The following is a 22300-nucleotide window of genomic DNA, read 5'->3' on the forward strand; positions in this document are numbered from 1 at the left end:
CCAGCCCGCCGATGCTGTCACCGAGGGCGGTGATGTCCTGACGTGCAAATCCCGGCCGGCCGCGCTTGGCGGGGCGCCGACGAAACATGCTGAAGAGATCGACCATCCCCGCCTTCTAGCTTTTCGCGGCATTCGCGCGATCTGCCGCCCCGGCTTCATCGATTCGCCGACGCAACATGAGTGAAGGGATGTCTCATGCCCAGTGAAACACGCCCGGTAAGCGGCGGACCCCGCCTCGAAAGCCCTGCGCGCTAGATACAGTCTCGCCGGGCAAGCTTCAACCTCGGATCGGGGGCACCCGAAACAAGCCGTTGAATTTACTTTGGTTTACTTGCGCCGGGCAGCGCCAAAGGCGGCGCTGCACCGGGTTTGCCGCCCTGGCCACAGTCACTGCCGGCGCCCTGCGGCAGCAGAACCTGGACTCCCCGGCCGCTATCAGATTCCACGCGGGATACGCCCGTCGTCATGTCGACCGTCAGCCGGTCGCCGCGCATCACGTTCTTGCACTGCGTCATGACCACCGGGCCCGAGCCGCCGCCAAACATGGTGATGAGGTTGGTCTTGGTGTCGAACACGGCGGTCTCGCCGGTCACCACCTGGTCCTTCTGGGTGACCACCACATTGCCACGCGCTTCCAGCCGCTTGATCGCGGAGCTGCCGCCGGGCCCTGGTGTTGCCGACTGCATCGGCGCGCCCTTGGTTGCCTCCTTGCCCCCCTCCTTGGCCCCCTTCGCCGCAGGCTGCGCCGGCGCGGGCTTGTCACCGCCCGCCTCGTAGAACACCACCAGCGTCTTCGAGGTCATGGTGGTGTCGCCCTGCACGACCTTCACATTGCCGGCGAAGGTCGCCTCCTTCTTCTTGTCACGCATCTCGAGCGAGGCGGCCTCGATCTGGATCGGCTGATCGCGGTTCTGCGAAAAGCCCTGCATCGCGTTCGGCACGCCTTGCATCGTGCTCTGCGCGATGGCCGCACCACCAGCGACCAGCGCGACGCCGAAAACCAGCGCGGTCCCGATGATGGCGCACCGCTTGTCCTCGTTGCGCGGAAAAAACCTGATCATGAAAATCACTTTGAATTGGCCGATTTGTTCTTTGACTTGGCCGGCGACGCAGGTTCGGCCGGCGCAGGTTGGGCGGCGGCACCGTCATCCAGCTTGTCCAGATGCATCACCACATTGCCTTCGAAGCGGATGACATCGCCGCCTTCGGTGATGCGCAAGCGATCCGCGCTCAGCGTGCCGTTGGTCAGCTTGACGTCGACACGCTCGTCCGACGAGACGGTGCCCTTGCCCATGTCGACGAAGGCGGAGTTCAGCCGCGCCTCATAGCCGGTCGAGGTGCGCAGGAAGATGTCCTTGTGCAGGTCGAGCTGCTGCTGCTTGTTGTCGAAGCGTCCGGTGCGGGCATCGAGGAACAGGGTCGACTGATCCTCCATCAGCACCTTGGCGCGCAGATCGGCGAGATCGACATGGTCGGGATCGGTGATGTCCTGCGTCGCCGTCTTGGCCCAGAGCTCGTAGGGCCGCCGGTCCGGCGTGAAGCCGGACATGTGCGGCGTTTCCATCGTGATCCTGGTGCCTGTCACCACGAGATTTCCGGAGTCGAGCTTGATCGGGATCGTGAAGGGATTGAGGAAGGTCGAGACGGCGACGATCGCGGCGATGGACGCGGCCACCGTCGCCGGCACCGCGACGCGCAGAATCCGCACCAGGCGGCTGTGGCGGGCCGCGCTGGCAAACTTCGCCGCGAGCGCGGCGTCGTAGGTGGGATTCTGGGCCGAATTCACCACTGCTCCAGAGGGTCGCTCGCCTTGTCCGGTTGAAGGCCGCGCCATTGTACCCGGCGGCGACCGAAAGTGCAGCCCGCGAGAGGCCGCAGGAAAGTGTCCGAAACGGGGCGCAGGCCCATTCTGGAGCCCGGTGCGGGCTCACGAATGCGCAAAGATATCCTCTTCCTCCCAGCCCTGGAGGTCGAGCAGGGCGCGGGTCGGCAGGAAGTCGAAACAGGCCTTTGCCAGCTGCGTGCGGCCCTCCCGGACCAGCATGGCGTCGAGCCGCTCACGCAAGCCATGCAGATGCAGCACGTCGGAGGCGGCGTAGGCGAGCTGCGGCTCCGTCAGGCTGTCGGAACCCCAGTCGCTGGACTGCTGCTGCTTGGAGAGGTCGACATTGAGCACCTCGCGCACGAGGTCTTTCAGGCCGTGGCGGTCGGTATAGGTGCGGGTCAGGCGGGAGGCAATCTTGGTGCAATAAATCGGCCCGGTCATGACGCCGAAGGTCTGGTACAGCACCGCAACGTCGAACCGCGCGAAGTGAAAGATCTTGGTGATGGCCGGATTGGCCAGCAGCGCCTTCAGGTTCGGCGCGTCGGTGTGGCCCTTGGGGATCTGCACCACGTCGGCGCTGCCGTCGCCCGGCGAGAGCTGAACCACGCAGAGCCGGTCACGGTGCGGGTTCAGCCCCATGGTCTCGGTGTCGATCGCCACCGCTCCGGCGTAGCGGGAGAGGTCGGGCAGGTCACCGCGGTGCAGGCGTACGGTCATGGCGTTTCAAAACCTCGCGTCGAATCGGTCTTTTGGAACAATAGGCTGATTTCGGATTGCCCGCGATGTATCCACTCGGGGCGGGCCGCGCAAGCGGCTGCCGGCTCACATCGCGGCCAGCATGATGCAGATCATCGCCGCCACCGTGATGCGGCTGGGGCCGTCGCGGAAGGCGTACAGGATCGGATCGTCCGGCATCTGGCGGCGATGCGCCATCATCAGGGCCCGGCCGAACCAGTACAGCAGCAGCGGGTTCACGAGCCACAGCATCCAGGGGCGGCTGTACAGCGGCATCACCGCGGACGAGGACACATAGAGCGAGAACACGGTCACCGCGTTCATGGCGCTCGCCGCCGCCATCGCGGCGATGACATGCAGATCGGTGATCCGGTAGTCGCGGTTGGAGGGATCGGCGAGACCTGCGCCCTCGCGCATGCTGAGCTCGCTGAAGCGCTTGATCAGCGCCAGCGAGGTGAACACGAACAGCGAGAAGATCAACAGCCATTCCGACAGCACGACGCCGACGCCGACCGCGCCGGCGACGATGCGCAGCGTATAGAGCCCGGCGAGCGTGACGACGTCGACCAGCATCTTGCGCTTGAGCACGAGCGAATAGACGATCGTGGTGACGAGATAGGCGCCGAGCACGCCGAGGAACAGCGGCGAGATGCAAAGGCTGGCGACGACCGCAAACAGCCACAGCGCGGGGATCGCCGACAGCGCCGACGAAATCGGCAAATCGCCGGCCGCAAGCGCGCGGTGGCGCTTGGTCGGATGCTGCCGGTCGGCGGCGAGATCGAGCAGGTCGTTCATCAGATAGGCGCCGGAGGCGCAGGCCGAGAACGCCAGGAACGCGAGCAGTGCGTAGCCGAGCGTCGGCAAATTCATCTGGTGCGCGGTGAGCGCCGGCACGAACACCAGCGTGTTCTTGGCGTATTGATAGACGCGCAGCGCCTTCACCCAGGTCTTGAGGCTCGCGCGGCTTCTGTTTCGCGTGTCGATGCGCTCGATCGCGGCACGATCGAATGGCAGGCCACCGGCGGCAAGGTCGGCCGGGCTGACGACGCCGTCAAAGCCGAGATGCGCGGCGATTGCAGCCGCATGCTGTGCGAAGCGTCCCGCGACGAGATAGATCTGCCAGCCCCGCGCCCGCGCCGCCAGCGCCTGGTTCAGCACGTCTGGATCATAGGGCAGATGGGCGTAGTCGATCCTGGCCCGCGCCAGCACGTCCGTGAGCGCCGCCATCCCCGCGCGTCCGCCGGCGCCGAAGCGGGCCAGCATGCGGCCGGGGCCGGAGAACAGCGCCTCCATCAGCAGCTCGGACCGCAGCAGGGCGCCTTCGAGATCGATCACGAGCGTCCGCGCCGCCGCCGGGACCACCGACGGCTCGGGCACTGCAGGATCGTACTGAAAGGCAGGCTGCTCCATCCGAAACGCTCTTAACTGCCGCGACATGACCGGCCCCAGGCACTGGGGAGGACCGGGGAGCAGGGAAATGGATGGCCGGAACCCTATGCGAGCATTCGCTAAGGGCGGCTTAATTCAGTCCGGAGCAGGTCCGCTGGCCTCCGGGGGATGTCGGCATCCGGGTGTTGCATGGATCCCACAACCCGGCGCGGGCTTCCAGTTCCGGCAGGGCTTGTGCCGTCCCGCCCGTGAAAATCGTCCCGGCCAATCCTATCTGCCAGATTCCTCTGCTCCCTTGCCTCGCTCGCCCTTGAATCAGGTGGCCATGACTGAACAAGCGCTCGCCGCGCCGATCGACGACCAACAGGAACGCCAGCGCGGCTTTTCGCGCTACCAGGCGCTCCTCATCGCGCTGCTGGCGTTCACGCAGTTCACGATCATCCTCGACTTCATCATCATGTCGCCGCTCGGCGCCATCCTGATGCCTGCGCTCGACATCACGGCCGGCCAGTTCGGCGTCGCGGTGTCGGCCTACGCGTTCAGCGCAGGACTATCGGGCATCCTCGCTGCCGGCTTTGCCGACCGCTTCGACCGCAAGCGCCTCTTGTTGTTCTTCTATGTCGGCTTCACGCTCGGCACCCTGCTCTGCGCAATGGCGCAAAACTATCATGTGCTGCTGATCGGCCGGATCGTGACCGGATTGTTCGGCGGCGTGATCGGCTCGGTCGTACTGGCCATCGTCACCGATTTGTTCGCGCTGCATTTGCGCGGCCGCGTGATGGGCTTCGTGCAGACCGCATTCGCCGCGAGCCAGGTTCTCGGCGTTCCCGCCGGGCTGTTTCTCGCCAATCACTGGAGCTGGCAGGTCTGCTTCGTCGCGATCGTCGTTCTGTCGATCGTGACGATCGCCATCATCGCCTTCGTCATGGAGCCGGTGGATGCGCATCTCCGGCTCAAGCAGGACAGGAATCCGTTCCGCCATCTGATCACGACGGTGTTCGAGCCGCGCTACACGCTGGCCTTCGCGGTCACGACGCTGCTTGCGACCGGCGGCTACATGCTGATGCCGTTCTCCAGCGCCTACACCGTGCACAATCTCGGCATTGACATGCTGCATCTGCCGACGATCTATCTCGTCTCCGGCCTGTTCAGCATCGTCACCGGGCCGCTGGTCGGCCGGGCCAGCGATGCCTTCGGCAAATATCCGACCTTCGTGTTCGGCTGCGCGATGACCGCCGTCATGGTGCTGATCTACACCCATCTCGGCCACGTCTCGCTGACGACCGCGATCATCGTCAACGTGCTGATGTTCATCGGCATCTTCTCGCGCATGATCCCGTCGCAGGCGCTGATGTCGGCGATCCCCGATCAGAGCCAGCGCGGCTCATTCAGCGCGGTCAGCGCCTCACTGCAGCAGCTCTCGGGCGGCCTCGGCTCGGTGCTCGCCGGCGCGATCATCGCCCAGGCGCCCGACGGCGCGCTGATCCATTTCGACCGGATCGGCTACGTCGTCGTCGCGACGACGATCATCACCCTGGTCGCGATGTATTTCGTGCAGAAGGCGGTGGCGGAGCGGACGGGGAAGCGGGTGGTGTGACGGGAGGGCCCATCAAGGCGCCGAGGGCGCTGCGATACCGGGATCGCCGCCCTGCCATCTGTACCGATCGAAGGTAGGTCTATTTTGGGACCAAATCCCGCAAAATGGTGCCCAGGAAAGGACTCGAACCTTCACGGCCGTTAAGCCACTGGCACCTGAAGCCAGCGCGTCTACCAATTCCACCACCTGGGCATGCCGTTTGGGGCACGGAGGCGGTTACTACGGTTCGGTGACGCCGTTGTCAATTCATGCTTGGCCGGTTTTGGCGATGCGGATTGCGCATCGCAAACCGGCCCGGTAGAAGCCTGATATCACGCAATCTTCCCGCAGGAATGGCTCCCATGGCATCGAATCTGGAAACTCTCGTCACGGTTTTCGGCGGATCGGGGTTTTTGGGCCGGAACGTCGTCCGCGCGCTGTGCCGGCGGGATTACCGGGTCCGTGTTGCGGTGCGGCGGCCGGAACTAGCCGGATACCTGCAGCCGTCCGGCAAGGTCGGCCAGGTCCACGTCGTCCAGGCCAATCTGCGCTATCCGGGCTCGGTCGAGGCGGCGCTGCGTGATTCGCACGTCGTGATCAACCTCGTGGGGGTGCTGGCCGAAAGCGGCGCGCAGACTTTCGACGCCGTCCAGGCCAAGGGCGCCGAGACCGTCGCCAAGGCGGCGGCCGCTGCCGGCGCGCGCCTCGTGCATGTCTCCGCGATCGGCGCCGACGCCGAATCGCCCTCACGCTATGCCAGGGCCAAGGCGGCCGGCGAGGCGGCGGTGCTGGCCGCGGTGCCCTCGGCCACGATCTTCCGCCCCTCCGTGATGTTCGGGCCCGAGGACCAGTTCACCAACCGCTTCGCGGCGCTGGCCCGGATGTCGCCGGTGCTGCCGCTGATCGGCGGCGACACAAGGATGCAGCCGGTCTATGTCGGCGACGTCGCCACCGCGATCGCGGATGCCGTCGACGGCAAGGCCAAGGCCGGCGCGACCTACGAGCTCGGCGGGCCGGAAGTGCTGACCATGCGCGAGATCATCGAGGCGATCCTCGCCATCACCGCCCGCAAGCCGACGCTGATTCCGCTGCCGTTCGGCCTCGCCCGCTTCCAGGCCAACTTCCTGCAATTCGCGCCGGGCGCGTTCAAGCTGACGCCGGACCAGGTCACGCTGCTTCAGCGCGACAATGTGGTGTCGGATGCGGCAAAGGCGGCAGGGCTGACGCTGGAGGGCCTCGGCATTACGGCCGATTCGCTGGAGGCGATCGCCCCGCAATATCTCTGGCGCTTCCGCGCGGCGGGGCAGTTCCAGCGCATGAGCGTGTGAGTTTCACCTCTCCCGCAAGCGGGAGAGAGAGCGCACCGACCGCGCGGCGACAGCAGCGTCAAAACTTCAGCTTCTTGAACACCGCTTCCGGCAGCGTCTTGATGATGAGCATCACGAGGCGCCATTTGCCGCTGACATAGACGACGTCGGTCTTGTTCTCGACGGCACGCAGGATCGCGTCGCCCACAACGGGCGCATCGACGGTGAGCGGGCCGATCAGCTTCATGCCCTCGGTCATTTTCGTCCGGACAAAGCCGGGCTTCACCGTGACGACGTGGACGCCACCACGGCTGGCGCGGGCGCGCAGGCCCGACAGGAAGGCGGAGAAGCCGGCCTTGGCCGAGCCGTAGATGTAGTTCAAGGCGCGGCCGCGATCGCCGGCGACCGACGAGACGCCGACAAGCGTACCACTGCCGCGCGTCAAAAACTTTTCCGCGAACAGGCCGAGGATCAGCGACGGTCCCTCGTAATTGGAGCGCATGATCGTGGTGGCGTGGGCGAGGTCGCTCTGCGCGCTCTCCTGCGTGCCGAGCAGTCCGACGATCGAGATGACGACATCGGGCAGCGCCGGCAGACTGCCGACAAAGCTCTCGAACGCGGCGGTGTCGAGCACGTCGAACCTGTAGACACCGACCTCGACGCTGTAGCGCGCGCGCAGATCGGCGGCGTCAGGCTCGAGCACGGCAACGTCGCGGCCGGCGAGGCCGACATCGTATCCGCTCCTGGCAAAGGCGCGCGCGGCGGCGCGGCCGATATCGGAGGAGCCACCCAGCACCAGAACGGACTTGCGTGACGTCACGGCCTAGACCTCATCGAACAGGCGTTGTGAAAGTTTCGAGCGGATGTTGCCTTTGGGATCGAGCGATTTGCGGATCGCGTTGAAGCGCGGCAGAGCAGGATAACCGGCCTCGAACGTCGCGCGCGACTGGCGCGCGTCCTTGGCAAGATAGAGCCGGCCGCCGGCCGCGACGACCAGATGGTCGATCTCGTCGAGGAACTCCAGGATGCCGCCCTTCACCGGGAAATCCAGCGCCAGCGTGTAGCCGGGCAGCGGAAACGACAGAAGGCCGTCGCCCTGGCCGAGCTTCTTCAGCACGGCGAGGAAGGACGCGTCGCCGCGCCGCGCGACGCGATCGAGGATGTCGCCGAGCACGTCGCGCGCACCGGCTTCCGGGATCACGCATTGGTGCTGCAGGAAACCGCGCTTGCCGTAGATGCGATTCCAGTCGGCAAGGCTGTCGAGCGGGAAGAAATAGGGATAGAGCGATACCAATTGGCTGCCGCCGGCGCGCCGCGCGCCCAAGCGATAATAGAGTTCGTTGAAGGCGCGGATGCTGTAGCGGTTCAGCGTCATCGACGGCATGTCGATCGGCACGGCGAGGCCGGGATTCCTGCCGAGCGGAAATGCGTCGGCACCGTCCGCAAGCTCATCCTTGCCGGCATGCTCGCCGAGATAGATCAGCGATCGGCCGAGACTTCGCCCGCGCGCGGCGCAATCGATCCACGCCACCGAATAGGTCGCGGTATCGCCCGCATCGAGCGCGCGCATCGCGGCATCGAGATCGGAGGCGGCGATCACGCGCTCGCGGATCCAGCCCGTTTCGACCGGCCGCAATCGCATCGACGCCTCCAGGATCACGCCGGTGAGGCCCATGCCGCCGACGGTCGCGAAGAACGCGTCGGAATTCTGTTCGCGCGAGACCTCGATGGTCTCGCCCTCGCCGGTCGCCAGCTGAATCCTGTCGACATAGCGGCCGAAGCCGCCCTCGCAATGATGGTTCTTGCCGTGCACGTCGGCCGCGATGGCGCCGCCGACCGAGACGAAGCGCGTGCCGGGCACGACGAAGGGCAGGAAGCCGCGCGGACCAAAAGTGTCGATCAGGTCCGCCAGCAGCACGCCGGCTTCGAGACGGATGCGGCCCGTCACGGGATCGAACGACCTGATCCGGTCGAATCCGGTCATCGCGACGGTCCTGGCAGTTCCGATCGCGGCATCGCCATAGGCCCGGCCGTTGCCCCGTGCCACCGATCCGGTCACATCAGCGACGGCTTCGCCCACGGCCTCGAACGAGCGCGGACGCAGCAGATCGGTATCAACGACCGGGAAGCGCCCCCAACCGGAGACGAGGGTCATGGTTCAGCTCCTGTGCCGGGCGAGGGCCGCCCCGCGTCGGAAACTGCCTACCGGTCAAAAGCTTATTTTGCGTTGAGAGCGTGGGTCCAGCGGGAAGTCTCGGTGCCCACCTCGCCCCAGCGGGGAGAGGTGGGAACGAGAGTCTTGGCCAGCAGGACCCGATCAGAGATTCCTACCGCCCGAGCGCCAGCGCGATCAGGCCGAGCGTGCCGACGATGACGCGCCACCAGGCGAACACCACGAAGCCGTGGCGGGTGACGTAGGTCAAAAACGTCTTCACGACGATGATCGCGGTGATGAACGACACGATGAAGCCGATCGCGACGATGCCCATGTGGTCCATCGTCATCTCGGAGCGGTTCTTGTAGAAATCGTAGGCGAACGCGCCGATCATGGTGGGGATGGCGAGGAAGAAGGAAAACTCCGCCGCCGCGCGCTTGTCGGCGCCGAGCAGCATCGCCGCGACGATGCTGGCGCCGGAGCGCGACACGCCCGGGATCATCGCCACGCACTGCGCGATGCCGATATAGAGATACATCAGCAGCGGGAACCTAGTGGCGTCGTGCTCACGCGGCTTGAGGTCGAGCTTGTCGACCCAGAGCAGGATGGCGCCGCCCACGATCAGCGTGAAGCAGACGACCCAGGGATTGAACAGCACGCTCTTGATGTATTTGCCGGCAACGAGGCCGACGACGACGGCCGGCAGAAACGCCACCAGCACGCCGATCACGAAACGACGCGCATAGGCATCGCCCGTGAAGAAGCCGATCGCAACGTCCCAGAGCTTCCTGAAATACAGCCCGACGATCGCGAGGATCGCACCGAGCTGGATCAGAACGGTGAACGAATCCCAGAAGGCGCCTTCACCAAGATGGAAGAAGCGCTCGGCGAGCAGCAGGTGGCCGGTCGAGGACACGGGAAGGAACTCGGTCACACCCTCGATGATGCCGAGGATCACTGCCCGTATTGCGTCTGACATATTTACGGTCCATTTCGGCTGGAAAAGCGGGGCTCTTCTCGCCTATTCCCCCCAATGCTGCAATCGCAAAATGCGGCATCACGCTCTTGCTTCGCGGTTTTGAAGGACTAGTGTGGCGCCGCACAAACATTGATGGATTCTTAAGCACCATCAAATAATCAAAGGCTTCATGTTTACGCTGTTTCATCATCCGTTCTGCCCGCATTCGCGCTTCATCCGCCTGATCGCGGGCGAATACGGGCTCGACCTCAAACTGGTCGAAGAGCGTAGCTGGGAACGGCGCGAGGCATTTTTGCTGCTCAATGCGGCGGGCACGACGCCTGTCCTGGTCGACGACGAGCAGCCGCCGATCCCGGGCGCGGCGATCATCGCCGAATATGTCGACGAGGCCTATGGCGTCGAGATGGGACCCAAGCGCCTGATGCCGGAAACAATCGGCGAGCGTGTCGAGGTGCGCCGGCTGATGGCCTGGTTCAACGAAAAATTCTTCGAGGAGGTTTCGCACCCCCTGGTCACCGAGCGCATCTACAAGCGCTTCATGAGCGAGGAGAACGGCGGCGGTCCGCCTTCGGCCGACGTGATGCGGGCGGCCAAGGCCAACGTGCGCTATCATCTCGCCTATATCGGCTGGCTGGCGCAGACGCGCAACTTCCTCGCCGGCGACCGGCTCACCTACGCGGATCTCGCCGCCGCGGCGCATCTCTCGGCGATCGACTATCTGGGCGACGTGCCATGGAGCGAGGACGACGCAGCAAAGGCGTGGTACGCGCGGGTGAAATCCCGCCCGTCGTTCCGCCCGCTGCTGAGCGAATGGCTGGCCGGCGTGCCGGCGTCGCGGACCTATGTGGACCTGGATTTCTGAACGCCGATCCGACTGAACTGAAGGCGGCGCTGGAACGCGAGGCACGCGCGCTCGGCTTCGACTGCATCGGCGTCACGGCGCCTGGCACGATCGAGGCGGCCGGAAAGCACTTCCTCGAATTCATCGCCGCAGGCGGCCATGGCGACATGGACTGGCTCGCGGCGCAGCCGGAGCGACGCGTCGATCCGCGCGGGCTGTGGGCCGACGTGCGCAGCGTCATCATGCTCGGCATCAATTACGGCCCCGACTCCGATCCGCTGGCGATCCTGAAGCAGCGTACGCGCGCGGCGATCTCGGTCTATGCGCAGGGCGACGATTATCACGACCTCATCAAGAAGCGGCTGAAGGCGCTGGCGCGCTGGCTGGTCGCGACCGCGCCGTCGGACGTGAAGGTGTTCGTCGACACTGCCGCCGTAATGGAAAAGCCGCTGGCGCAGGCCGCGCATCTGGGCTGGCAGGGCAAGCACACCAATCTCGTCTCGCGCGACTTCGGCTCCTGGCTGTTCCTCGGCGCGATCTACACGACGCTGGAGCTGCCGCGCGACGATCCCGAGATCGACCATTGCGGCTCGTGCCGGGCATGTCTCGACATTTGCCCCACCGCGGCATTCCCCGCACCCTACAGGCTCGATGCGCGGCGCTGCATCTCGTATCTCACCATCGAGAACAAGGGGCCGATCCCGCAGGAGTTTCGCAAGAGCATCGGCAACCGCATCTATGGCTGCGACGATTGCCTCGCCGCCTGCCCGTGGAACAAGTTTGCGCAGGAAGGGCGCGAGGCGAAGCTTGCGGCGCGCGATGAACTGCGCGCGCCATCGCTTGCCGAACTCGCACGGCTCGACGACGCGGCGTTTCGTACGCTGTTCACGAAGTCGCCGGTCAAGCGCATCGGCCGCGACAGGTTCTTGCGCAACGTGCTGATCGCGATCGGCAACTCTGGAGAGGCAACGCTGGCCGAGGAGGCGCGGCGACTGCTGGACGATGGGAGCCCGCTGGTGCGGGGGGCTGCGGTGTGGGCGCTGGCGCAACTGGTGGCGCGGGACGAGTTTGAGGCGCTCATGACCAGTGCAATTGCCAACGAGCACGATGAGAGTGTGCGCGAGGAGTGGCAGGCCGCTTCCTAGCTCTCCAATGTCATGCCCCGGCTTGACCGGGCATCCAGTACGCCGCGGCTTCTCGACTCGATCACTGCCGTTTCGGAATGCTGGATCGCCCGATCAAGCCGGGCGATGACAGCGTTGTTGTGGCTGGAGCGGCGCGCCCCTGACCGCCGTGCGAGCACCACCCTTGATTTCCCCGCGCGTTCCCGCAAAGTCGCGCGTCATGACAGACATGCCTTTCTTCACCCGCGAGGGCGATACATTCCATCCGACGGAAGTCGCCAATGGCCCGTGGGACCCGAAATCGCTGCACGGACGCGTGATCGTCGGCCTGCTCGGCTTCGCCATCGAGGAGCGCCATTCCGGCCCTGAATTCGTGCCGGCCCGCCTGACCGTCGACATGTTCCGGCTGCCGACCATCGACAAGCCGATTCAAGTCGCGACGCGGCTCGTCCGCGACGGACTGCGCATCCGCGTGGTCGAAGCAGAATTTGTTTCCGGCGGCGTCAGCATGGCGCGCGCCTCCTGCCAGCTGCTGCGCAAGACGCAGAATCCGGACGGCAATGTCTGGTCGCCGCCGAACTGGGAGGTGCCGAAGCCATCAGACATTCCGAAACCGACCGACCCCAGGCTCGGCATGAACGGCAAATGGACGACGCGCCCGATTGTCGGCCATATGGGCTCGCTCGGTCCGCGCCGATTGTGGATGAGCGAGGTGCGCGAGCTCGTTGCCGGCGTTGCCATGACGCCGTTCGTCCATGTCGCCGTGGGCGCCGATTTCGCGAGCCCCTTTGCCAATGCCGGCGACAAGGGGCTCGGCTACATCAACAGTGACGTCACGATCTATCTGCACCGCCTGCCGGTGACGAACTGGATCGGCTTCGAGGTGGTCAATCACCAGGCCACCGATGGCGTCGCGATCGGCGAATGCTGGCTCTATGACGAACAGGGCCCGATCGGCACCGCGACGGTCGCGGCGCTCGCACAGCGCAAGCCGATGCCGAAGGTGTCGCCGCCGTAGTTGTCATTCCGGGCCACGCGAAGCGTGAGCCCGGAATCCATCTCACCTCTCGGACTGCCGCCCGATGGATTTCGGGCTCGCGACTTCGTCGCGCCCCGGAATGACGACTACCCCAAATGCCGCTGCATCTCCGGCCGCGCCTTCAATTCCGCGCCCTGCTTGGCGACGATCTTCGCGATTCTTTCAGGCGCGAACTTCAGGTCGACGAACGCCGGCGCGGTGTTGGCGACCTCGTGATAGTCAGCGATCCTGCCGTCACGCAACGTCATGATCGCAACGCCCTCGAACATCGCCCGCGCGCCGTTCGCTTCGGGCAGGGTTGATGTGTAGCTGAAGGTGTAGCGCGCATAGAGCGTGGTGCCATCAGACACGGGATCGTGCATGTCCCAGCGAAAGTCGGTCGCCGTGCGATAGAACCAGTCGTCGATCATCGCGGCGATCTTCTCGCGGCCGGCGAAGGCGCCGTAGAAGACGTCATGATAGACGCCGTCTTCGGTGAACAGCTCGGCGAAGGCTTTTCCGTTGCGCTGCTCGACGGCATCGCAGAACGCGCGCAGCATGGCGGTGGTGGTCATCGGCGTGTCTCCCGGTGCTCTTTTTGCGCTCTCCTTGCGGGAGAGGGTGGATCAATCGCGCTTGGCCCGATTGAGACGGGTGAGGGGTTGCTTCCGCGAGTGCGACTCTCATTTGAGCGCGCGAAGATAACCGCTCATCCGGTTTCGCTTCGCGAAGCCACCTTCTCCCACAAGGGAGAAGGAAGAGGACACTTCACCCGATCTCGGCGACCGCGGCAAGAATGCGCGCGATGTCCTGCGGGCGCGACAAGCGATGGTCGCCGTCCTGGATCATGGTGAGCACGACGTCGTCGGCCGGCAGGCGATGCGTCAGCGCGAAGGCGTGCTGCCACGGCACATCGGGATCCTGCGCGCCCTGCAGGATGCGGACGGGGCAGCCGAGATCGATCGCGCTGCCAAGCACGAGATGATTGCGTCCCTCCTCGATCAGCGTGCGCGTGATCGGATAGGGCGACCCATCGCCATAGTCCGACGGCCGCAGCCAGAAGCCTTTGGTTTCGATCTCCTTCTTCACCGCTGGTGGAAATTTCTTCCACATCAGCTCCTCGGTGAAGTCCGGCGCCGGCGCGATCAGCACGAGCCCGGCGAGCGATGCTTTGCCAGAACGCTTCTTGATCTCGCGCGCGAGCAGCAGCGCCATCCAGCCGCCCATGGAGGAGCCGATCAGGATTTGCGGGCCGTCGCAGAACCGCTCGAACACGGCGACGCTGTCCTCGAGCCAGCTTCCGATGGTTCCATTGGCGAAATCGCCGCTGGATTCGCCGTGGCCGGAATAATCGAACCGGACCACCGCGCGGCCGTGATCCCTGGCCCAGGCGTCCAGCGCCACGGCCTTGCCGCCCAGCATGTCCGACTTGAAGCCACCGAGCCAGACGAGGCCCGGTCCCGTTCCGGCGCGGTGACGCACCGCGATCCGGCGCGCGGACGGCCCCTCGCCCAATTCAACGAAGTCGAGCACGGCATCGGAAATCGCATCGGTCATGGAACGTTTACTCTGTCTGTGCGGTTTGAGCTGTCCGGAACATTCCCGCGAGGACGCCGGACATCGGCATTGGCCCTAGCATTGGCCCTTGGGACGCTTGCGGAACAGAAGCAAGGTGTCTATGTCGTGCAGCGTGCCGACAGGCGTGGCCAAAATGCCTCGCATTTGAGGGTTTTTCCTTTCCTGCGCGAGCGACTTGCTTGCCGGCAATCGCATCTTCCTTCAAAATAGCCGCTTCTTTCACAACTTTGGAGAACCACCCATTCGCCGTCCTAATAAAGCTCCGCCCGCTGCCAGCAAAGACGGGCCGCGCATCAATGATGATATTCGCAATGCGCAGATCCAGCTGATCGATCAGACCGGTGATAACAAAGGCACGGTCGAGACCGTCGTCGCCATCCGGATGGCCCAGGAAGCTGGCATGGATCTGGTCGAGATTTCGCCGAATACCAGCCCTCCCGTCTGCAAGATCATGGACTACGGGAAGTACAAGTATTCCGCTCAGAAGAAGGCCGCTGAAGCCCGCAAGCGGCAGAAGACCGTCGAGATCAAGGAGATCAAGCTCCGCCCGATGATCGACGACCACGATTACGACGTGAAGATGCGCGCGATGCAGCGGTTCTTCGAAGAGGGCGACAAGGTCAAGATCACGCTGCGCTATCGCGGCCGCGAAATGGCGCACCAGGAGATCGGCACCAAGCTGCTGGACAAGATCAAGACCGACGTCGCCGAGCTCGCCAAGGTCGAGCAGGACGCGCGGTTCGAGGGTCGCCAGGTCGTCATGGTGCTGGCGCCGCGCTGACAGCAGCTCGTTAGGACTTCAAGTATTCAACGGCCCGTCCGGATCTCCGGCGGGCCGTTTGTGTGTCAGCTCCTTGTCGCCTGCCAGGTGCCGCTACAGCGGTCGCCGGAAATGATACCGCGCCACGAGCCGGCACCGGTCACGCCGGCGAGCCGGCCGCCGCCGCTGGCATGGGAGGCGCCGACCGAAACCTGGACGGCGACGGCGCCGGAGCGCCTGACCCGGCCCGAAACCCGGCCACCGCCAGCGGACGAGACCCGGCTGCCGATTACGGTGAAGGGGACGCTGTAGCCCGAGCTGCAATTGCCGCGGGTGGTGGCAAAGGTGACGTTCCAGACGCCGTCATAACCGCCGCCGCGGGCATCTGCAGTTGACGGCAGCGCAGCCGTGGCGAGCACGGCGACCAGCGCCAGATGGCGCGGACGGGCGAAATCTGCCAGCGAAGAGAGAAATTGAGGGAAATGGGCCATTTTGGTCCCTGCTTCAGGCGACACGACTTGGACAAGGATGGTAGCAATTCCGGATAGTCGCTCGCCAGGTTTCGGCGGTTCATCGTTGCCAATTCGCCCGTTCTCTGTCATAAGCCCGGCCTTCATCGCCCGGCTGATTAAGGGCTGCCGTGGCGGTGTTCGTGCGGGTTTCGCGCTTGTTCGTAAAACCTGAGCACAATCAACGCTCTAACGAGCATTTTTGACGGCCAGCCGCCTTCGCGGGCGGATCGCTATGGCCATTAGGAGAGCCAAATGCCCAAGCTGAAGACCAAATCGGGCGCTAAAAAGCGCTTCAAGGTGACTGCCACCGGCAAAGTGATGCACGCCCAGCGCGGCAAGCGTCACGGCATGATCAAGCGGACGAAGAAGCAGATCCGTCAGCTCCGCGGCACCCGCGTGCTGTTCAAGACCGACGGCGACAACGTCAAGAAGTACTTCTTGCCGAACGCCTGATCGCGTCCACGATCACTGCCATCCCTGCCGCATTCGGTGCGGCAATCCGATAACCAAAGTCATCTCTGAAGGATTCCGTCATGTCTCGCGTCAAACGCGGTGTGACCGCCCACGCCAAGCACAAGAAAGTCTACAAGGCCGCCAAGGGTTTCTACGGCCGCCGCAAGAACACCATCCGCGCCGCCAAGCCGGCCGTGGAGAAGGCCCAGCAATACGCCTTCCGCGACCGCAAGCGTCGCAAGCGCACCTTCCGCGCGCTCTGGATCCAGCGCCTCAACGCTGCCGTCCGTCCGTTCGGCCTGACCTACAGCCGATTTATCGACGGTCTCGCCAAGTCGGGCATCACCGTGGACCGCAAGGTGCTGTCGGATCTCGCGATCCGCGAGCCCGCCGCGTTCCAGGCGATCGCCGAGAAGGCCAAAGCCGCTCTGGCTGCTTAAGGCTTGCGCTAGCGGGCCGTCGGGCCCGCAGCCTTCAGCGCGCGCTGCGAGTAGCGCTGGGCGACCTCCGCCCGGCAAAAAGCCGCGAACGAGAGATACATGGTGCCGGACTTGTTCCGGTATTTCTGGTCGCAGACGCGGATCTCGCGTTTGTAAGCCTGCTGCTGCGCCGTGTTGAGGCCGGGCATGAAGTCCGCCTCGCACTTCTTCTCGACGGCGGCGCCAAGCTGGACATCGCCGCTCGCGGTCAACTGGCAATCCTGAAACACCTTCATCGCGCTTTCGCAGCTCTTCTGCTTGTTGATGGTGTCGACGACCTCATCCAGCGTCATGGATGTCTCCATGCAGACCATGGCGTGCGCAGGGGTGCCTGCGACCGACAGGACGACAGCCAGAACGGCAAGACAGGGTCTCGAAAGCATCGCAAAGGTCTCCTCGTATTCCCCTTGGTGCCGCCTCCCCGCGCAGGGTTCAACCCAGCCGGCCATGCGCCCGAAATGACCGGCTTTTTGCTTGACGTTACGGCCTTCGGGCGGCGACAACCCAGCCGAATTTAGAGCCAAGGATTTGACTGTGTCCGACCTCGCAACGCTCGAAACATCCATCCTCGACCAGATCGCCGCCGCGGGCGATGAAGCCGCCCTCGAAGCGGTGCGCGTCGCGGCCCTCGGCAAGAAGGGCTCGATCTCGGCCCTGCTTGCCACGCTCGGCAAGATGTCGCCGGACGAACGCAAGACGCGAGGCGCCGCGATCAACCTCGCCAAGGACAAGGTCACCCAGGCGCTCACGGCCCGGCGCGACCTGCTGAAGTCGGCGGCGCTCGATGCGCGGCTCGCGTCGGAGACCATCGACGTGACGCTGCCGCTGCGCGATACGGCGGCCGAGGCCGGCCGCATCCATCCGCTGAGCCAGGTCTGGGATGAGCTCACCACGATCTTCGCCGACATGGGATTCTCGGTCGCCGAAGGTCCCGATATCGAGACCGACGACTACAACTTCACCAAACTGAATTTTCCGGAAGGCCATCCGGCGCGCGAGATGCACGACACGTTCTTCTTCCATCCGAAGGAGGACGGCTCGCGCATGCTGCTGCGAACCCACACCTCGCCGGTGCAGGTGCGCACCATGCTGAGCCAGAAGCCGCCGATCCGCGTGATCTGCCCGGGCCGCACCTACCGCATTGATTCGGACGCGACCCATACGCCGCAATTCCACCAGGTCGAAGGCCTCGTCATCGACAAGAGCTCGCATCTCGGCCACCTCAAATGGATCCTGCACGAGTTCTGCAAGGCGTTCTTCGAGGTCGACCACATCAACATGCGCTTCCGGCCGTCGTTCTTCCCGTTCACCGAGCCGTCGCTGGAAGTCGATATCCAGTGCCGCCGCGACAAGGGCGAGATCCGCTTCGGCGAGGGCGAGGACTGGCTGGAGATTCTCGGCTGCGGCATGGTGCATCCCAACGTGCTGCGCGCCTGCGGCATCGATCCCGACGAGTACCAAGGCTTTGCCTGGGGCATGGGCATCGACCGTATCGCCATGCTGAAATACGGCATCGCCGATTTGCGCCAGCTATTCGACAGCGACGTCCGCTGGCTGTCCCATTACGGCTTCAAGCCGCTCGAAGTGCCAACGCTTGCGGGGGGATTGAGCACGTGATGCTCGCACTCAAGCAGGAGTTCGCAAAGGTCCTCTCCGTTCCCTGGGCGGAGACAACCCTCTCCCTGACCCTCCCCCGCAAGCGTGGGAGGGAATGGATGGAGCGAGCGCATGGCGCTCGTCTCATGGGTACGTATGCTCTGTCGGCTCGACGGATCGAGCCCCCTCCCCGGCTTGCGGGGGAGGGTTGGGGTGAGGGTGTCTCCTCAATGGGGTTGCCGATGGTCGATCCTGAACATCCGGATTGGAAAATATCCGGCAGGCTCCACGCCAATGCGCGCGCGCTCAGACGCAACTCGACCGATGCAGAGCGCATCCTCTGGTCTGAGCTGCGCGCTGGGCGGCTGAACGGCGCGAGCTTTCGCCGCCAGGTCCCGATCGAAAATTACATCGCCGATTTCGTCTGCCACGCGGCCAAGCTCGTCATCGAACTCGATGGCGGCCAACATTTCTCGGACGAAGGCGAGCGCGCCGACGCGCGTCGCTCTGGCGCGATCGAAGCGAAGGGCTTCAAGGTGCTCCGCTTCAGCAATCTCGACGTCATGACCAATCGTGGCGGCGTTCTCGAAATAATCGCGACCACCGTCGCGGAGAGAGCCCCCACCCCAGCCCTCCCCCGCAAGCGGGAGAGGGAGCAGACCGTCTCCGGGGAGAAGAAACAGCCATGAAATTCACCCTCTCCTGGCTGAAGGACCATCTCGAGACCGACGAGCCGCTCGAAAAACTCGCCGACAAGCTCACCATGATCGGGCTCGAGGTCGAGAACATCGAGGACAAGGCGAAGGCGCTGAAGCCCTTCACCATTGCGAAGGTGATCTCGGCCGAGCAGCATCCGAATGCGGACCGCTTGCGCGTCTGCATGGTCGACACCGGCGACGGTGGTGCGCCCGTGCAGGTCGTGTGCGGCGCGCCGAATGCGCGCGCGGGCCTCGTCAGCGTGTTCTCGCCGCCCGGCACCTACATTCCCGGCAAGGACATCACGCTGGGCGTCGGCACCATCCGCGGCGTCGAGAGCCGTGGCATGCTGTGCTCGGCGGCCGAGCTGCAGATCTCCAACGACCATGACGGCATCATGGAATTGCCGGCGGATGCGCCGATCGGCGCGGGCTACGCCGAATGGGCTGCGCTCGGCGATCCCGTGGTCGAGATCAATTTGACGCCGAACCGGCAGGACTGCACCGGCGTGCACGGCATCGCGCGCGACCTTGCCGCCGCCGACATGGGCAAGTTCAAGGACCCCACGATCAAGCCGGTCAAGGGTGAATTCCCGTGCCCGGTCAAGGTCACGGTCGAGGACGCCACGCTCTGCCCGGGTTTTGCGCTCCGCCTCGTGCGCGGCGTGAAGAACGCGCCGTCGCCGGAATGGCTGCAGAAGCGGCTGACCGCGATCGGCCTGCGCCCGATCAACGCGCTGGTCGACATCACCAACTTCATGACCTACGACCGCGCGCGTCCGCTGCACGTGTTCGACGCCAAGAAGGTGAAGGGCAATCTCGTGGTGCGTCGCGCGCGCGAGGGCGAGACGCTGCTGGCGCTCGACGGCCGCACCTACAATCTCGATCCCGCCATTTGCGTCATCGCGGACGAGCACGGCGTCGAATCGCTCGCCGGTATCATGGGCGGCGAAGCCTCGGGCTGCGACGAGAACACCACCGACGTGCTGATCGAATCGGCGCTGTGGAACGAGATCAACATCGCCCAGACCGGCCGCAAGCTCGGCATCAATTCCGATGCGCGTTACCGTTTCGAGCGCGGCGTCGATCCGGCCTTCATGGTGCCCGGCCTCGAGCTCGCGACGAAGCTCGTGATGGAGATGTGCGGCGGCACGCCGTCCGAGAACGTCGTTGTCGGCAAGGCCTTTGGCGACGACCGCGTGATCGATTTCCCGGTCACTGAAGTGAAGCGCCTGTCCGGCATCGAGGTGCCGCAGGTGGAGATGAAGCGCATCCTGACCCATCTCGGCTTCATGATGGCCGGCCCCGGCCCGGTGGTGAAGGTCGCGGTGCCGTCGTGGCGCTCCGACGTGCACGGCAAGGCCGACATCGTCGAAGAGATCGTCCGCGTCTTCGGTGTCGACAAGGTGCCGATGACGCCGTTCGAGCGCGGCGAGGACGCGCGCAAGCCGGTGTTGACGCCGCTGCAGCTGCGCACGCGCCGCGCCCGGCGCGCGCTCGCGAGCCGCGGCATGGTCGAGGCCGTGACGTGGTCGTTCATCGCAAAACCTGCGGCCGAATTGTTCGGCGGCGGCCAGCGCGGGCTCGAAGTGGCCAACCCCATCGCATCCGATCTCTCCGATATGCGCCCGACCCTGCTTGCCGGCCTGATCGCGGCGGCGCAGGCCAATGCCAATCGCGGCGCGAGCGATGTCGCGCTGTTCGAGGTCGGTCAGGTGTTCAAGGGAGATCGTCCGCAGGACCAGTTCATGGCAGCGAGCGGCGTTCGCCGCGGCTTTGCCTCGACCGAAGGTCTCGGACGGCACTGGACCGGATCGGCACAGGCCGACGTGTTCGACGCCAAGGCCGACGCGCTGGCGGTGCTGGCTGCGGCCGGCGCGCCGATGCAGGCGCTGCAGATCGTCTCCGGCGGTCCCGGCTGGCTGCATCCCGGCCGCTCCGGCACGATCCAGATCGGGCCGCAGAACGTGCTCGGCTACTTCGGCGAGGTGCATCCACGCGCGCTCGAGGCGCTCGGTGCGGACGGGCCGCTGATGGTGTTCGAGGTGATCCTCGACCGCATCCCCGAGGCCAAGAAGAAGCCGACGCGCGCAAAACCCGTGATCGAGCTCTCGGCCTTCCAGCCCGTCACGCGTGACTTCGCGTTCATCGTCGATCGCAGCGTGAAGGCTGCCGACATCGTCCGCGCCGCGCAAGGCGTCGACAAGAAGCTGATCACCGGCGTCAACGTCTTCGACGTCTACGAGGGCAAGGGCATCGACGACGGCAAGAAGTCGATCGCGGTTGCGGTCACGCTTCAGCCGCGCGAGAAAACCCTGACCGACCAGGAGATCGAGGCCGTCGCGGCGAAGATCGTCGCCGAGGTGACCAAGAAGACCGGCGGCACGCTCAGAGCATGAAGCCGAAACGTGTGAAGCGGTTTTCGGACGAAATCATGCTCCGGAAATAAGGCATGACGCTCGCGGATTTCCTTCCGAAGGATATCAGCCTGACTGTCGCGGCGGCGCTCTGCGCCGTCGCTTTCGTTTCGGGCACCGCGCGCGGCTTCTCCGGCTTTGGCTCGGCGCTGATCTTCATGCCGCTGGCGAGCAGCATCGCAGCGCCGCGGCTCGTTGCCGCCCTGCTGCTCGTGATCGATTTCGTCGCGGCCGCGCCGCTGCTGCCGGATGCGTGGCGGAAGGCCGATCGCAAGGCGACCGCCGTGATCGTGCTGGGCGCGCTGATCGGCGTGCCCGTCGGCACCTATTTCCTCAGCGTGCTCGCGCCCGTCACCACGCGCTGGATCATCTCCGGCTTCGTCACCGCGCTGCTGCTTCTGCTGTTGTCGGGCTGGCGCTATCGCGGCAAGGACCACGCCTGGCTCTCGGTCGGCATTGGCGGCCTCTCCGGCTTCTGCAGCGGCCTCGCACAGACTGGCGGGCCGCCGATTGTCGGCTATTGGCTCGGCCGCCCGATCGCGCCCATCGTCGCGCGCGCCAACATCCTGCTGTTCTTCGGTGCCTCCGACTTCTTCTCGATGGTCAGCTACGCGACGACGGGCCTGGTCAGCCGCGAATCGCTGGTGCTGTCGCTGATCGTCGGCCCGGTCTATGCCCTCGGCGTTGCGTTCGGCGCCTCATTGTTCGGCCGCGCCAGCGAAAAGGTGTTTCGCGGCATCTGCTATGCGCTGATCGCGATGGCGGTGGTTTTCGGGCTGCCGGCGCTGGATGGGGTCCTCCGATAGCTTTTTCCGGGTCGTCCTGGCGAAAGCCAGGACCCATTACCCCGGTCAGCGCTTG

The 22300-nt window shown here is 65.1% G+C and carries 23 protein-coding genes, 1 tRNA gene and 1 pseudogene; 12 read left to right on the forward strand and 13 right to left on the reverse strand.

Annotated features, from left to right (window positions below; genetic code table 11):
- The 5 genes and pseudogenes from A5906_RS43760 to A5906_RS03435 all read right to left on the reverse strand — a co-directional run.
- A pseudogene (locus tag A5906_RS43760) lies at nucleotides 1-106 on the reverse strand (LPS export ABC transporter ATP-binding protein); the annotation flags it as partial.
- A gap of 211 nt (nucleotides 107-317) precedes the next feature.
- Entirely contained in the window at nucleotides 318-1061 is a 744-nt protein-coding gene (locus A5906_RS03420) for an LptA/OstA family protein (RefSeq protein ID WP_080134051.1), read from the reverse strand.
- A 5-nt stretch (nucleotides 1062-1066) separates the two neighbouring features.
- The gene (lptC, locus tag A5906_RS03425) at nucleotides 1067-1786 is read right to left on the reverse strand and encodes an LPS export ABC transporter periplasmic protein LptC (RefSeq protein ID WP_080134052.1); all 720 of its coding nucleotides are present in this window, start codon (nucleotides 1784-1786) and stop codon (nucleotides 1067-1069) included.
- Between the two features lie 141 nt (nucleotides 1787-1927).
- Complete coding sequence (locus A5906_RS03430; RefSeq protein WP_080133815.1) at nucleotides 1928-2542, reverse strand: ribonuclease D; 615 nt, start codon at nucleotides 2540-2542, stop codon at nucleotides 1928-1930.
- A gap of 105 nt (nucleotides 2543-2647) precedes the next feature.
- A complete protein-coding gene (locus A5906_RS03435) occupies nucleotides 2648-3970 on the reverse strand; it encodes a UbiA family prenyltransferase (RefSeq protein ID WP_080133816.1) in 1323 nt (440 codons plus the stop codon).
- Nucleotides 3971-4274: 304 nt separating this feature from the next.
- Between A5906_RS03435 and A5906_RS03440 the strand changes: the two genes are divergently transcribed.
- Nucleotides 4275-5546: an MFS transporter gene (locus A5906_RS03440; RefSeq protein WP_080134053.1), complete on the forward strand. Its 1272-nt coding sequence runs from the start codon at nucleotides 4275-4277 to the stop codon at nucleotides 5544-5546.
- A gap of 105 nt (nucleotides 5547-5651) precedes the next feature.
- Here A5906_RS03440 and A5906_RS03445 read toward each other — a convergent pair.
- Nucleotides 5652-5738 (reverse strand) — tRNA-Leu (locus tag A5906_RS03445).
- Between the two features lie 149 nt (nucleotides 5739-5887).
- Between A5906_RS03445 and A5906_RS03450 the strand changes: the two genes are divergently transcribed.
- Entirely contained in the window at nucleotides 5888-6853 is a 966-nt protein-coding gene (locus tag A5906_RS03450; RefSeq protein ID WP_080133817.1) for a complex I NDUFA9 subunit family protein, read from the forward strand.
- Between the two features lie 58 nt (nucleotides 6854-6911).
- Here A5906_RS03450 and A5906_RS03455 read toward each other — a convergent pair whose 3' ends face one another.
- The 3 genes from A5906_RS03455 to A5906_RS03465 form a co-directional block, all read right to left on the reverse strand.
- On the reverse strand, nucleotides 6912-7652 hold the full coding sequence (locus A5906_RS03455; RefSeq protein ID WP_080133818.1) for an SDR family oxidoreductase: 741 nt from the start codon (nucleotides 7650-7652) through the stop codon (nucleotides 6912-6914).
- Nucleotides 7653-7655: 3 nt separating this feature from the next.
- The gene (locus tag A5906_RS03460) at nucleotides 7656-8987 is read right to left on the reverse strand and encodes an FAD-binding oxidoreductase (protein ID WP_080133819.1); all 1332 of its coding nucleotides are present in this window, start codon (nucleotides 8985-8987) and stop codon (nucleotides 7656-7658) included.
- Nucleotides 8988-9159: 172 nt separating this feature from the next.
- Nucleotides 9160-9966 carry an undecaprenyl-diphosphate phosphatase gene (locus tag A5906_RS03465; RefSeq protein ID WP_080133820.1) on the reverse strand — a complete coding sequence of 269 codons (807 nt, stop codon included), beginning with the start codon at nucleotides 9964-9966 and terminating at the stop codon, nucleotides 9160-9162.
- Between the two features lie 169 nt (nucleotides 9967-10135).
- Here A5906_RS03465 and A5906_RS03470 point away from each other — a divergent pair, with 169 nt between their 5' ends.
- From A5906_RS03470 to A5906_RS03480, 3 genes are all read left to right on the forward strand, one after another.
- A complete protein-coding gene (locus tag A5906_RS03470) occupies nucleotides 10136-10828 on the forward strand; it encodes a glutathione S-transferase family protein (protein ID WP_080133821.1) in 693 nt (230 codons plus the stop codon).
- Complete coding sequence (queG, locus tag A5906_RS03475; protein WP_080133822.1) at nucleotides 10777-11952, forward strand: tRNA epoxyqueuosine(34) reductase QueG; 1176 nt, start codon at nucleotides 10777-10779, stop codon at nucleotides 11950-11952. Before A5906_RS03470 ends, queG begins: the two co-directional genes overlap by 52 nt.
- Nucleotides 11953-12151: 199 nt before the next feature.
- A complete protein-coding gene (locus tag A5906_RS03480; RefSeq protein WP_080133823.1) occupies nucleotides 12152-12949 on the forward strand; it encodes an acyl-CoA thioesterase domain-containing protein in 798 nt (265 codons plus the stop codon).
- Between the two features lie 107 nt (nucleotides 12950-13056).
- On the opposite strand, the gene A5906_RS03485 is transcribed toward A5906_RS03480, so the two are convergent.
- Both A5906_RS03485 and A5906_RS03490 read right to left on the reverse strand, forming a co-directional pair.
- On the reverse strand, nucleotides 13057-13524 hold the full coding sequence (locus A5906_RS03485) for a nuclear transport factor 2 family protein (RefSeq protein ID WP_080133824.1): 468 nt from the start codon (nucleotides 13522-13524) through the stop codon (nucleotides 13057-13059).
- A 193-nt stretch (nucleotides 13525-13717) separates the two neighbouring features.
- A complete protein-coding gene (locus tag A5906_RS03490; RefSeq protein ID WP_080133825.1) occupies nucleotides 13718-14506 on the reverse strand; it encodes an alpha/beta hydrolase in 789 nt (262 codons plus the stop codon).
- A 262-nt stretch (nucleotides 14507-14768) separates the two neighbouring features.
- Between A5906_RS03490 and infC the strand changes: the two genes are divergently transcribed.
- Nucleotides 14769-15308 carry a translation initiation factor IF-3 gene (infC, locus tag A5906_RS03495; protein WP_080134054.1) on the forward strand — a complete coding sequence of 180 codons (540 nt, stop codon included), beginning with the start codon at nucleotides 14769-14771 and terminating at the stop codon, nucleotides 15306-15308.
- 65 nt (nucleotides 15309-15373) lie between these two features.
- On the opposite strand, the gene A5906_RS03500 is transcribed toward infC, so the two are convergent.
- Nucleotides 15374-15778 carry a hypothetical protein gene (locus A5906_RS03500; RefSeq protein WP_080133826.1) on the reverse strand — a complete coding sequence of 135 codons (405 nt, stop codon included), beginning with the start codon at nucleotides 15776-15778 and terminating at the stop codon, nucleotides 15374-15376.
- 273 nt (nucleotides 15779-16051) lie between these two features.
- On the opposite strand from A5906_RS03500, the gene rpmI reads away from it, so the two are divergent.
- Both rpmI and rplT read left to right on the forward strand, forming a co-directional pair.
- A complete protein-coding gene (gene rpmI / locus A5906_RS03505) occupies nucleotides 16052-16252 on the forward strand; it encodes a 50S ribosomal protein L35 (RefSeq protein WP_008539890.1) in 201 nt (66 codons plus the stop codon).
- An 80-nt stretch (nucleotides 16253-16332) separates the two neighbouring features.
- The gene (rplT, locus tag A5906_RS03510; protein ID WP_027550107.1) at nucleotides 16333-16692 is read left to right on the forward strand and encodes a 50S ribosomal protein L20; all 360 of its coding nucleotides are present in this window, start codon (nucleotides 16333-16335) and stop codon (nucleotides 16690-16692) included.
- A gap of 8 nt (nucleotides 16693-16700) precedes the next feature.
- Here rplT and A5906_RS03515 read toward each other — a convergent pair whose 3' ends face one another.
- Nucleotides 16701-17114: a hypothetical protein gene (locus A5906_RS03515; RefSeq protein ID WP_080133827.1), complete on the reverse strand. Its 414-nt coding sequence runs from the start codon at nucleotides 17112-17114 to the stop codon at nucleotides 16701-16703.
- A gap of 151 nt (nucleotides 17115-17265) precedes the next feature.
- On the opposite strand from A5906_RS03515, the gene pheS reads away from it, so the two are divergent.
- The 4 genes from pheS (at nucleotide 17266) to A5906_RS03535 (ending at nucleotide 22245) form a co-directional block, all read left to right on the forward strand.
- Nucleotides 17266-18348, forward strand: coding sequence for a phenylalanine--tRNA ligase subunit alpha (gene pheS, locus A5906_RS03520; RefSeq protein ID WP_080133828.1), 1083 nt, complete (start codon nucleotides 17266-17268; stop codon nucleotides 18346-18348).
- A gap of 221 nt (nucleotides 18349-18569) precedes the next feature.
- Nucleotides 18570-19016: an endonuclease domain-containing protein gene (locus A5906_RS03525; protein ID WP_201723778.1), complete on the forward strand. Its 447-nt coding sequence runs from the start codon at nucleotides 18570-18572 to the stop codon at nucleotides 19014-19016.
- Entirely contained in the window at nucleotides 19013-21421 is a 2409-nt protein-coding gene (gene pheT, locus A5906_RS03530; protein WP_080133829.1) for a phenylalanine--tRNA ligase subunit beta, read from the forward strand. The genes A5906_RS03525 and pheT overlap by 4 nt, the downstream gene beginning before the upstream one ends.
- A gap of 53 nt (nucleotides 21422-21474) precedes the next feature.
- A complete protein-coding gene (locus tag A5906_RS03535; RefSeq protein WP_080133830.1) occupies nucleotides 21475-22245 on the forward strand; it encodes a sulfite exporter TauE/SafE family protein in 771 nt (256 codons plus the stop codon).
- Nucleotides 22246-22300 lie beyond the last annotated feature (55 nt).

The sequence above is a fragment of the Bradyrhizobium sacchari genome, from assembly GCF_002068095.1.
GTDB lineage: Bacteria > Pseudomonadota > Alphaproteobacteria > Rhizobiales > Xanthobacteraceae > Bradyrhizobium > Bradyrhizobium sacchari.

Coding starts and splice junctions, on each gene's coding strand:
- A5906_RS03460 (WP_080133819.1), bottom strand. CDS start 8,987: ATGACCCTCGTCTCCGGTTGGGGGCGCTTCCCGGTCGTTGATACCGAT.
- A5906_RS03535 (WP_080133830.1), top strand. CDS start 21,475: ATGACGCTCGCGGATTTCCTTCCGAAGGATATCAGCCTGACTGTCGCG.
- A5906_RS03500 (WP_080133826.1), bottom strand. CDS start 15,778: ATGGCCCATTTCCCTCAATTTCTCTCTTCGCTGGCAGATTTCGCCCGT.
- A5906_RS03420 (WP_080134051.1), bottom strand. CDS start 1,061: ATGATCAGGTTTTTTCCGCGCAACGAGGACAAGCGGTGCGCCATCATC.
- A5906_RS03430 (WP_080133815.1), bottom strand. CDS start 2,542: ATGACCGTACGCCTGCACCGCGGTGACCTGCCCGACCTCTCCCGCTAC.
- A5906_RS03525 (WP_201723778.1), top strand. CDS start 18,570: ATGGTCGATCCTGAACATCCGGATTGGAAAATATCCGGCAGGCTCCAC.
- A5906_RS03480 (WP_080133823.1), top strand. CDS start 12,152: ATGACAGACATGCCTTTCTTCACCCGCGAGGGCGATACATTCCATCCG.
- A5906_RS03470 (WP_080133821.1), top strand. CDS start 10,136: ATGTTTACGCTGTTTCATCATCCGTTCTGCCCGCATTCGCGCTTCATC.
- rpmI (WP_008539890.1), top strand. CDS start 16,052: ATGCCCAAGCTGAAGACCAAATCGGGCGCTAAAAAGCGCTTCAAGGTG.
- A5906_RS03490 (WP_080133825.1), bottom strand. CDS start 14,506: ATGACCGATGCGATTTCCGATGCCGTGCTCGACTTCGTTGAATTGGGC.
- A5906_RS03435 (WP_080133816.1), bottom strand. CDS start 3,970: ATGGAGCAGCCTGCCTTTCAGTACGATCCTGCAGTGCCCGAGCCGTCG.
- A5906_RS03465 (WP_080133820.1), bottom strand. CDS start 9,966: ATGTCAGACGCAATACGGGCAGTGATCCTCGGCATCATCGAGGGTGTG.
- pheT (WP_080133829.1), top strand. CDS start 19,013: ATGAAATTCACCCTCTCCTGGCTGAAGGACCATCTCGAGACCGACGAG.
- A5906_RS03515 (WP_080133827.1), bottom strand. CDS start 17,114: ATGCTTTCGAGACCCTGTCTTGCCGTTCTGGCTGTCGTCCTGTCGGTC.
- rplT (WP_027550107.1), top strand. CDS start 16,333: ATGTCTCGCGTCAAACGCGGTGTGACCGCCCACGCCAAGCACAAGAAA.
- A5906_RS03440 (WP_080134053.1), top strand. CDS start 4,275: ATGACTGAACAAGCGCTCGCCGCGCCGATCGACGACCAACAGGAACGC.
- A5906_RS03450 (WP_080133817.1), top strand. CDS start 5,888: ATGGCATCGAATCTGGAAACTCTCGTCACGGTTTTCGGCGGATCGGGG.
- queG (WP_080133822.1), top strand. CDS start 10,777: ATGGCTGGCCGGCGTGCCGGCGTCGCGGACCTATGTGGACCTGGATTT.
- A5906_RS03485 (WP_080133824.1), bottom strand. CDS start 13,524: ATGACCACCACCGCCATGCTGCGCGCGTTCTGCGATGCCGTCGAGCAG.